Source organism: Methanomassiliicoccales archaeon (assembly GCA_035527755.1).
Taxonomy (GTDB): domain Archaea; phylum Thermoplasmatota; class Thermoplasmata; order Methanomassiliicoccales; family UBA472; genus UBA472.
Map to the genome: position 1 here is coordinate 1 of DATKZX010000024.1, position 9,601 is coordinate 9,601.

Here is a 9,601-nt window from a genome sequence, read left to right on the forward strand (position 1 = left end):
ATCGTCATCTTCAACGACCGTACGCCTGAAACGCAGTACGCCGCATATCTGGCTGGTAAGAACGACATCTCCCTGGATTATGTCGAGGATGGGTTGGCGGCATACATCCCTCCGATTGAAAAAGCACCAAATTTCTTCCACGGGATTCTGGCCAAGTTTCTCTTCGGCCGATACTACTATAATATCATCACCTTGGGCACCAGCCCCTATACTACCACAGTCCGCGTGTTCTTCCCCGACATGGTGATATCCGCCCTGCGGCAGAAGGAGATCAGGCCCCTGAGCGTAGAACTTTTCGACCGCATCGATCGCAAGATGATCGAAGAGCTGACGGAAGACATCAAGGACGATATCGAATACCTGCTGGTCCTCCCCCACTCCGAGATATTGGGGGGGAATACCCAACTGGGGGCGGTTTCATTGAAGGACAGGATGCAGGAGGTGGCGGTTCAGGCCGCGGAAAGGTACGGACGCATCGGCGTCAAGTACCATCCTCGGGAGAAAGGGGAATATCTGGGGCTGTACACAGGATGTGACACACTACCGCGCCATACCCCCATGGAGCTGATCTATCTCAAGCTCAAGGGAAAGGAGCTCAAGGAGGTGGCCGGACCGCTGTCCACTTCTATATACACTGCCAGGATCATCTTAGGCGACGATGTCACGATAACCACCGTCGGGAACGTCGATGGTCCCGATGCCTTGAGGTTCCTGAAGCATCTGAGAAAGGACGCCCTTTGACCAAGATGATCAAAGATCGTAAGCAAGGCACTTCTGGGTCATGTCGTCCGACAGTTCCAGCTCAGCCAGGATCTCGGCGATGCACTTCCCGGTACAACCGTCGCCATAGGGGTTCCGTCTCCTGCCGACCTTGTGCAGGAGATCGTGGTTCTCGGCCCGTTTCAAACCCTTCAGGACCTCTTCCTTCCCATATCCCACATCGATGACGTTGTCCCCTCTCTCCCTTCCCTTCTGCCTATCCCCCACGTTGATGAACGGGGTACCGAAGGAGGGCGTCTCGACCAGGCCGCCGCTGCTGTTCCCTATGAGGGCGGCCGCTCTGGCCATCAGCCTAAGGTAATCATCGCGGGGCATGCTCTTGAAGCAGACGAACTGAGGCGAACGGCATCGCTCCTCGATCACCTCTATCATCCTCCTCCCTCCGGCGTCAGCGTTGGGATATACGACCACTGTCCTCCTCCCGTCAGCGATGAGCGCGTCTATTGTGCCGGAGATCTGTTCCCCCGCGATATCCGCCTCCTCGCTCACCGGGTGTTGCACCAGCATGAGGTACTCCCTCGGTTGAAGGTCATTTTTACGCAGCTCGAGGTCTGAAATGGGGGTCAGGGTAAGGACGTCATCTAGAGAGGGCGAGCCCACCGTGAACACCCGCCACATCTCCTCCCCCATCCTCCTTAACCGCTCCGCGGAGCTCTCCGTTGCCGCGAGATGGAAGTGAGAAAGCTTGGTTATGGCGTGGCGTACATGCTCATCGACGGTGGAGGAGATGTCCCCTCCGTGCACATGGAAGGTCGGTATTCCCATATATGTTCCGACGATGGCCCCGGCCAGCATCTCCGCCCTGTCCCCCAGTAGAAGTATCTCGTCCGGCGCTTCCCTGGTTACGATGTTCGTCAATTGGACGGTCAGCTCGCCAAGGAAGATCGGCGTGGAGCTTTTTTCGTCGGAGGCTATCGTGGCCGGAGCGATGATCACTCGGAAACCATCGTTCTCTATTTGTTCCACGGTCCTTCCGAACTCCGGCATGAGGTGCATGCCAGTAGCCACGATGACCAACTCAAGGTCAGTTCGAGCCTCGATCGCTCTCAGAGTGGAGCGCATCAGTCCGTAATCGGCCCGGGTGCCGGAGACGTAAAGCACTTTCCTCATTCCAGCATCCTCCACTTGAGCACTTCGTCCGCTTTGATCCGGCGATTGGCCTTCTTCCCCACCACCGAATCCATCTCTTCCGGAGGTATCCCGATGCCTGGGCGCTTTAAAATGAGCATCTCTCGGGTGATGACAGCACCCTTGGGTATGTCCTTCGTCGCCACCACGCTCCTCCTGGCCACCTTGGCGATCTCCAGTTCCTGGAGGAAAGGTCTCTTCACTCCATCCCCTAAGGACCTCTCAACGTTCCTGATGGCCTCGACCATCTGCTTGAGCTCTACCGGGTCTAGGGAGGCCCGGTGGTCCGGTCCGTCCATTGCCTTGTCCAGGGTGAAATGCTTCTCTATAAGGCTGGCCCCAAGGGCCACAGCGGTTATCGGGGCGGTGAGGTCAGGACTATGATCCGACAGCCCCACCGGTACATTGTACCTCTCACCCATGCTCTGTATCACCCTCAGGTTCAGGGTCTCGAATGAAGCGGGGTAGCTGGTTGTGCATTGGAGAAGTATCAACGGCACGTTGGCGCTCGTGAAAACATCCACCGCCCTGTCAACCTCCTCCAGGCTTCCCATTCCCGTGGACAGTATCACTGGCAATCCGCGATCCCTCACCAACCCCAGGAAAGGCAGGTCGTTCAGCTCCCCCGAAGGGACCTTGATCGCCCGCATACCCATATCGACCAGATCGCCCAGGCTCCCGTGGTCGAAGGGAGTGGAGAGGAACTCTATCCCCTTCTCCAGGCAGCGGCGATGGATGCGGCTAAACTCCTCGATTCTCAATTCAAGCCGCTTGACCATCTGCAGCTGGTCCTCGTCACTGGCGTTCCGTTGGTACTCTGCTTTCTTAGCGCCCTTGGCCACCAGCCGATCGGCCTTGAAGGTCTGGAACTTGACGGCGTCGGCCCCGGCCGCCGCGGCAACGTCCACCAATTTCAATGCAAGCTCAACATCGCCGTTATGATTCACGCCCGCCTCGGCGATGATGTAGGTGGGGTTCCCCTTTCCTATCTTACGATCACCTATTGAGACGGTGGGGATAGGGTTCATGCGCCTCTCCGCCTCTCGCAGGTCCTCAGCGGTATCGATATCCACCGAGCGCTCGGCAGTCATCACATAGGGGGCGCAGCTCCTTCCAAAGAAGGAATCGTTGCGCAGAAGGTCCTTGACCATGGATATGTAAATGGCACCGTTAGGGACGTACAGCTCGGCCAACCCCTGTCTGCGCCCTGAGGCGTCCGGGGCCAACGGCTGCAACGAACCGTCCTCCAGGCACATTCCCCAGTTCGCCTTACTATCCAAGGCGGTGACGGAGATCAGGGAATCGTGGTCCCCTTTCAGGAATAGCCTCATCGCCTTTCGTATATCGTCGGCATCCCTCAAAGGGGACGTCAATTGAAGCAGCGCTACAACGTCATCATCGTTGGCTTCAACGGCCTCCAATGCGTGAACCACTACGTCCATGGTCGACGCCTCGTCCGTCGCCAGTTCCGGAGGTCTATCGATAAGCTTGACATCCTCGAATCGTGCCGCTACGCTCGCTATCTCCGCGTCTTCGGTGCTCACCAGCACCAGGTCGAACTGTTCCGATTTAATGGCTGCATCTATCGTCCAGTGAATGAGCGGTCTTCCGGCCACCGGAAGCACGCTCTTGCGAGGCAGACCCTTGCTCCCCCCTCTGGCAGGAATAATGGCAATCTTCATTTCAACCTCAATAATCCGGGATGGAGACCCTCTCCCTCTCCCCGATCTTTCGACAGGGACTGCCGGCGTTCACGCTCCAGGGCTCCACGTCCTTCAGCACCAGGCTGTTGCTGCCGATGACCGCTCCCTCACCGATGGTGACATCTGGATGAATAATAACATTCGTTCCGATGAAGGCGTCCTTCTCTATGACCACCTTTCCGCGCATGACGCTCTGCTGCTCCAGCGGCAAAGAGGCGGTCATTCGTTTGCCTCCCTCCGGAACGTGCGTTCCGGTTATGATCCTAGCGCCGCAGGCCAAGCTGACGTAATCGCCTATCTCCAGCGTTCCTCCGCCGATTATGCTGGTGAATGAGGCGATGTGCACGTACCGTCCGATCTTAATGCCCTGCCCCCCGTTCATGAAAACGAAGTCGTCTATACGACTTCCTTTGCCGATCTCGATCCTATCGATGTTAACGATCCTGGCCCAGGGATAGACAATTACGTCCTCGCCCCTGGACTTGAACTCGCGGTCCCCGTTCATTCCCTCACTCCAGGTAACCGATCTCGCGCAGCTTCCGCCGTATCTCGTCGTCGTTCAGGAATCGGCCTTCGTTCGAATTGTAAACCACTCCGCAATCACTGGGCGTACCGTTCACTCCTGGATGGAGGACGTACATGGGGCCGATGTCCTCCACCAGCAGGGATTCCTCTTCCGTCAGCAGTTCCTCGTACAATTTTTCCCCCGGGCGGATGCCAATGGTCTTGATCTCAACATCATGGCTGTTCCTCTTTCCGAGGTCCTCCGCTATGACCCGTATCAGATCGACGATGCGCACTGCGTCCATCTTCAAAATGAATATCTCCCCGCCCTCGCCCATCAAGCCGGCGGTGAGCACCAGGTCCACCGCCTCCTCGATGCTCATGACGAACCTGGTCATGTCCTCGTGGGTGAGAGTGACCGCCTCATTGTTCTCTATCTGCTGCTTGAGAGTGGTCAGCAGGGATCCGCGGGAGTTAAGAACGTTCCCGAAACGAACTACGGAGAACTTGGACGATCGCCCCCCCTTATATGAGTTGGCGGCCAGCGTGAGCCGTTCCGCCAATAGCTTGGTCGCCCCCATGACGTTACTGGGATTGACCGCCTTGTCGGTGGAGATCATGATGAACCGTTCTACGCCCCGGTCCAAGGCGCACTCGATAGCGTTCTCCGTGCCAACCACGTTGGTCTTGGCCGCCTCGAACGGGTTGTATTCACAGAGGGGCACATGCTTCAGTGCCGCAGCGTGAAAGACGATGTCCACGTCCTCCATGGCCCGGAATAGTCTGTCCTTGTCCCGGACGTTGCCGATGAACATGCGCAGTCGGTCGCATTTCAAACGGTTCTCCAGTTCGAAGAGCGCCGTCTCATTGGTGTCCAGCACCCGTATCTGAGTGCAGTCCTCTTCCGTCAGCTTGCGGACGATCTCCTGCCCGATGGAACCAGCACCCCCGGTGACCAGCAACCTCTTCCCCTTGTAACGTTCCAACCTATGCCCCCCTCAGGTATTCCTTAATGGTTTGGCAGACATATGAAATATCCTCGTCGTTCATGCTCGGGTAGATCGGTAAGGAGAGCACTTTCCCGGAGAGATCCTGGCTTACCTCCAATCCTTCGGCATGACAACCCTTGAACACCGTGTACTCGTGCACCAGGTGGAAGTAGACCTTGCAGGCCACGCCGTTCTTGGTGAGATGATCGATTAGCCCGTCCCTCAGTTTCTTGTTCTTCAAACGTACGGTGAACATCTGGTGCACGTCGAACCAGTCGCCCTCAACAGGCGCTTCGATGTCCTTCGCACCGTCCAGCTCCTGACAATAGGCGTCGGCGACCTTCCTTCGCATGGCGATGAGGCGGTCCACCTTCTTCAGTTGCGAGAGGCCCAGGGCTGCTTGGATGGAGGACAGGCGCCAATTGGAACCGGGCATGACGTAGTCGACCGGAGCGTCGGTGTTGAAATAATCTCCCTTGCTCACTCGGCCATAAGAGCACATCAGGCGCAAGGTATCAGCGACCTCCTGGTCGTCGGTGACCACGCATCCGCCCTCTCCAGTGGTGAATATCTTGTTCTGGCAGAAACTGAAGACGGACACCCTTCCAAAGGTGCCTAACTTGCGACCTTTGGTCTTAGATCCGAAGGCCTCGGCCGCGTCCTCTACGAGGTCCACCCCAGTACCATCGAGCTCCTCGGCGATCTCCTCGATGAGGCACGGTGTTCCTCCGTGATGTATGGGAAGTACCGCCTTGGTCTCAGAGGTCAGCTTCCTCTTTATGTCGGAGGGGTCCAGTCCCATCCTCTCTCGCTCGATGTCCACGAACCTAGGCATGGCGCCGGTATAAAGCGGCGCGTACGCCGTGGCGATGAAGGTGAAGCTCGGCACCAGGACGTCGTCACCTTTCCCGATCCCCAAGGCCAGCATGGTGGAATGGAGGGCGGAACCTCCTGAACCGAAGGTGACGCAGTGCTTGGTGCCGACATACGACGCGATCTCTCTTTCCAGATCCCCGATGATCTTGCCGGACGACCAGTCCCTCCCGGACCTGATGACCTCGGTCACCGCACGTACATCATCATCGTCATTGAATATCTGGAACAAAGGCACTTTCTTCATGTGAACCTACGAACTAGTAAGTTGTCGGAAACTTGATAGACTTTTCCAGAACCATGAAAAGCAGTATTGGATGCTCAATGGCAGGAACAGTATCATAAAAATTCGTAACGCCCCGGAACGTTGGCAGAAAACCATCCTGCCGAAGCAGAATGGCTTGCCAACGTCCCGATAGACATCACTGCGGGCTCTCCCGATCCCGTTAAGCCCGCTATGTTTCAGAATTATAAATACGTGCTCATGGACAAAGTTCATTTTCATCTCATCGCCGATGATCGAGCCCGCCCACTGGATGATCGGGATCACGCATCGGGATCTCGCTCTCCTCGTTCTTTTGTTCTCTCTTATGCGAAGGTTCGTAAAAGTGATCGCCATCAATCTCGAAAACGATTTATACTTACAATTGTCTTACAAATGTAAGATAATCAATTTCTTATTGTAATACAAAGAGGTGTTAAAAAATGCAAGGTGAAGAGAACGGAGAACCCAAATTGAAGAAGTCCATGGGCCCGATGTACCTTTTCGCCATGGCCGCCGCGACCATCATCGGTCCGTGGCTGGTCATGACCAACTGGTGGCTGTCGCTGACCGGAACATCGATCGCCCTGGCATTCGTCCTGGTGGGTTTGATGTGCATCCCCATAGGCCTGATCTACGGGGAACTGACGGGCATGTTCCCCCAGGTGGGAGGATCATATGTGTATACGGAGAAAGCTTTCGGCAAGGAAGCGTCCTACTGGACCTCCTGGGCGTTGATGCTGTCATACACAGCAGTTCTGGCGTTCCAGCTGATGGCCCTGATGGACATCATCAGGTATCTGTGGTGGCCCGACATGTCCATCGAGATCATGATGCTATTGGCGGCATTGGTGGCGATAGGGAATTTCCTACTGAACACTCGCGAGGTCAAACTCGGTGCAAGCGTTCAGTTCGTCCTGTTCCTGATGCTGGCAGTGGTGGGTTTCGGATATTCTCTACTGTTCTTCACACACCCAACGTTCTCCACCAGCAACTGGGAGCCGTTCTTCTTCACCGGTGAATCCGGTTTCATCACCGCAACCGCGCTGATGGTCACCATGTTCTTCGGTTTCGAAGTGATCCCTCAGTTCGCCGAGGAAGCCAACTACCCGGCCAAGAAGCACTGGAAGCTCATGGTCGGTTCCATCCTCTTCGCCATGGTCTTCTACGGCATCATCTGTCTGGCCGAAGGCGGAATGGGTGCCATCGGGGACCTGGTCGGAATTCCGATGCTGGGTGCCTCGATCGCTAACGAGCTCTACGGTTCCTGGTTGATGTACCTGATCGCCCTGGCCAACGTGGCTGCTCTCGCGACCTGTCTGATAGGATTCTGGATGGGCGGATCGAGAATGCTGCTGGCCATGGGAAGGGCCCGCGTGTTGCCGAAGGTCTTTGCCAGCATCAACAAGCACAACGTCCCGAAGACCGGTAACCTGGTCATCCTGGGCATAGTGCTCATGTTCATCGCGATGTCCGGTACGGCCTGGCTGGCTAGCTTGTTCACACTGATGGCCATCGGCGTGGGCATCACCTATGTGGTGGTCTGTCTGGCGTACATCAAGTTCAAGAGAACGGCGCCGGATATGGAAAGACCTTGGAAGGTTCCCGGAGGCATGGCCATGGGGATCTTGGCGCTGGTATGTGCTGGAATAATAGCCTACTTCACCTTCGCCTACTTCACCCTTGATGTGTGGATCCTCTTCGGTGTCTACTTCGGTATCGTTGGGGTCATGAGGGTGGTCCTCGGCCGCAAGAAGGACGATGACGATGTCGAGGAGATCGAACCAGCCAACGGTGGCGGTGCGTAATGAACGGCAGAGAAAGGATAATAGCGGCGATAAACATGGAACCGGTGGACCAGGTCCCCCTCGCTCCTCCCTTCCAGGGCTATTGGGCCCTGGGGGTCATGGATGTAAAGGGCCCGGATTCCATCAAGGACCCGAAGCTTGCGGCCAGTGCCCAAGTGGAGATCGCCAAGATCTGCAAGTTCGACGCCATCGAGACCATGTGGGACTGGCTGTCGCCGGTGGAAGCGCTGGGATGCGAGGTGAAGATACCCGATCTGGGCGCAATACCGACCTGGACAAATGTCCTGGGGGAGGACGCCGATCTGCTCTCCACATTGGAGATACCCGATCCAGCGAAGGACTATCGGTTGATAAGTTCGTTGGAGACCACGGACATACTGCGGAAGAAACTGGGTTCGGAGCTGTTCCTCTACAACACCCTGGTAAGCCCCTTCACACTGGCGGGGGAGCTCCGGGGCGTGGAGACGATGATGCTAGATTCGATCCTGGAACCGGAGTTCCTGCCGAAGCTTCTCCGCTTCGCCACCGATGTGGTATCGACCTACTGCGAGCATCTGGTCAAGCACGAACTGGACGGTGTGTTCCTATGTGACCCCACCGCTTCCGGCTCGCTGATCTCCAAGGAGGATTACGCGAAATACTCCAAACCTGCGCAGAAGGAGTGCACCGCCAAGGTCAACATGAGCGGGAAGTACTCCTTGCTGCACATCTGCGGTGATACGTCCGACCGTTTGGAGCACGTGATAGACGTCAACGCCAGCATATTCTCCATGGACTACCAGGTCGACCTGAAGAACGCCCACGAGCAGATAGGGACCAAGCAGGCCATCTTGGGGAACGTCAAGCCTGCGCACACCTTGTTCTCCGGAACGCCGAAAGCGGTGATCGAGGAGTCCAAGCAGTGCATAAGGGACGCCGGTGTCATCGGCTTCATCCTAGGCGCGGGGTGCGACATCGCCCCCGGAACGCCTTTGGAGAACGTTGAGGTCTGGAACGACGTCGTCAAGATGAATACATTGTGATCCCCAAACCCCTTCCAAAACCTTTTAATTATTTTTTATTTTAAAATATTATAATATATCGAACAAAGGTCATTAAGATATTTTCAAAGACCTGTTTTCTCTTGTTTTATGGTCTTTTATAATATTTCAAACGGTCGAACCTCGCTCCCGGGGATTCGGCAAACTGTTCCCCCTGGAAGGCGCGCACGTTGTAGCTTTCCTTATACTCGATATAATCAAGATAAAATCGGATCGCGGAAAGGATGAACTCGGAACGGGACTTGTATAGCTGCATGTCCACCCATTTGTCAACGGTCTCCACTACCTGCATGGGTACCCGAAGGTTGACTACCTTTGATCGTCTGCTTGAGGGGGTAGTATTACTTTCGTCGTCGTTCATTCAGGGCATTCCATTCCTTAAACTATGTTTAGAAAAGTCTTCTCAAATATAAATAAATATTTAAAATAATACCAATTGGTAAGCTATATATCATACTATTGACATTCATTTGTCATACTAATATATTATTTGCAAGGTTGATTTATTTGACTG

The 9,601-nt window shown here is 55.5% G+C and carries 9 protein-coding genes; 3 read left to right on the forward strand and 6 right to left on the reverse strand.

The window, feature by feature from the left end; all coding sequences use genetic code 11:
- The coding region (locus VMW85_08230; GenBank protein ID HUT28015.1) for a polysialyltransferase family glycosyltransferase at nt 1-741 on the forward strand (741 nt) is incomplete at its 5' end.
- 9 nt (nt 742-750) lie between these two features.
- Here VMW85_08230 and neuC read toward each other — a convergent pair.
- The 5 genes from neuC to VMW85_08255 are packed head-to-tail and all read right to left on the reverse strand — an operon-like array spanning nt 751 to nt 6,224.
- Nucleotides 751-1,890: a UDP-N-acetylglucosamine 2-epimerase gene (gene neuC, locus VMW85_08235; GenBank protein HUT28016.1), complete on the reverse strand. Its 1,140-nt coding sequence runs from the start codon at nt 1,888-1,890 to the stop codon at nt 751-753.
- The gene (gene neuB, locus VMW85_08240) at nt 1,887-3,590 is read right to left on the reverse strand and encodes an N-acetylneuraminate synthase (protein HUT28017.1); all 1,704 of its coding nucleotides are present in this window, start codon (nt 3,588-3,590) and stop codon (nt 1,887-1,889) included. Before neuB ends, neuC begins: the two co-directional genes overlap by 4 nt.
- Nucleotides 3,591-3,597: 7 nt before the next feature.
- Nucleotides 3,598-4,116, reverse strand: a complete 519-nt coding sequence (locus tag VMW85_08245; protein HUT28018.1) for an acyltransferase — start codon at nt 4,114-4,116, stop codon at nt 3,598-3,600.
- A gap of 4 nt (nt 4,117-4,120) precedes the next feature.
- Nucleotides 4,121-5,101: a polysaccharide biosynthesis protein gene (locus VMW85_08250; GenBank protein HUT28019.1), complete on the reverse strand. Its 981-nt coding sequence runs from the start codon at nt 5,099-5,101 to the stop codon at nt 4,121-4,123.
- Between the two features lies 1 nt (nt 5,102).
- Complete coding sequence (locus VMW85_08255; protein HUT28020.1) at nt 5,103-6,224, reverse strand: DegT/DnrJ/EryC1/StrS family aminotransferase; 1,122 nt, start codon at nt 6,222-6,224, stop codon at nt 5,103-5,105.
- A gap of 458 nt (nt 6,225-6,682) precedes the next feature.
- On the opposite strand from VMW85_08255, the gene VMW85_08260 reads away from it, so the two are divergent.
- Complete coding sequence (locus VMW85_08260; GenBank protein HUT28021.1) at nt 6,683-8,047, forward strand: APC family permease; 1,365 nt, start codon at nt 6,683-6,685, stop codon at nt 8,045-8,047.
- On the forward strand, nt 8,047-9,069 hold the full coding sequence (locus VMW85_08265; GenBank protein HUT28022.1) for a uroporphyrinogen decarboxylase family protein: 1,023 nt from the start codon (nt 8,047-8,049) through the stop codon (nt 9,067-9,069). Before VMW85_08260 ends, VMW85_08265 begins: the two co-directional genes overlap by 1 nt.
- Before the next feature lie 106 nt (nt 9,070-9,175).
- On the opposite strand, the gene VMW85_08270 is transcribed toward VMW85_08265, so the two are convergent.
- Nucleotides 9,176-9,448, reverse strand: a complete 273-nt coding sequence (locus VMW85_08270; protein HUT28023.1) for a ribbon-helix-helix domain-containing protein — start codon at nt 9,446-9,448, stop codon at nt 9,176-9,178.
- Nucleotides 9,449-9,601: the final 153 nt, after the last annotated feature.

Coding starts and splice junctions, on each gene's coding strand:
- neuB (HUT28017.1), bottom strand. CDS start 3,590: ATGAAGATTGCCATTATTCCTGCCAGAGGGGGGAGCAAGGGTCTGCCT.
- neuC (HUT28016.1), bottom strand. CDS start 1,890: ATGAGGAAAGTGCTTTACGTCTCCGGCACCCGGGCCGATTACGGACTG.
- VMW85_08265 (HUT28022.1), top strand. CDS start 8,047: ATGAACGGCAGAGAAAGGATAATAGCGGCGATAAACATGGAACCGGTG.
- VMW85_08260 (HUT28021.1), top strand. CDS start 6,683: ATGCAAGGTGAAGAGAACGGAGAACCCAAATTGAAGAAGTCCATGGGC.
- VMW85_08270 (HUT28023.1), bottom strand. CDS start 9,448: ATGAACGACGACGAAAGTAATACTACCCCCTCAAGCAGACGATCAAAG.
- VMW85_08255 (HUT28020.1), bottom strand. CDS start 6,224: ATGAAGAAAGTGCCTTTGTTCCAGATATTCAATGACGATGATGATGTA.
- VMW85_08245 (HUT28018.1), bottom strand. CDS start 4,116: ATGAACGGGGACCGCGAGTTCAAGTCCAGGGGCGAGGACGTAATTGTC.